1 protein-coding gene is annotated in these 327 nt (G+C 42.2%); it reads left to right on the forward strand.

The features are described from left to right. A partial coding sequence (locus tag R0J92_RS22135; protein WP_411053235.1) for a GntR family transcriptional regulator occupies positions 1–327 on the forward strand: 327 nt, incomplete at both ends.

Here is a 327-nt window from a genome sequence, read left to right on the forward strand (position 1 = left end):
TATGAAATTATCACGACTTTGGATAGCCTGGCCATAGATATGGCAACGCAAAACGCTACAAAGCAAGAGCTGGACCAGTTAGAAGCCATTATCGAGGAACAGCAAGCAGCCCTTGCGCAAGAGGATTTGAAAAAATGGTCTTACCTGGATGATCTCTTTCATTCAAAAATCATTGAATATGCCTGCAACAAACGGTTAAAAACCGTAATTGATAGTTTTGCTGACCAGTCGTACCGGGCAAGATTGTTTACTATCAATGACCGCCCTCTCCCGATGCGTTCGATTATCGAACATAAAGCGATCGTTTTTTGCATGCTTGCTAAAGAT

It is taken from the genome of Tritonibacter sp. SIMBA_163 (assembly GCF_046535935.1).
GTDB lineage: Bacteria > Pseudomonadota > Alphaproteobacteria > Rhodobacterales > Rhodobacteraceae > Epibacterium > Epibacterium scottomollicae.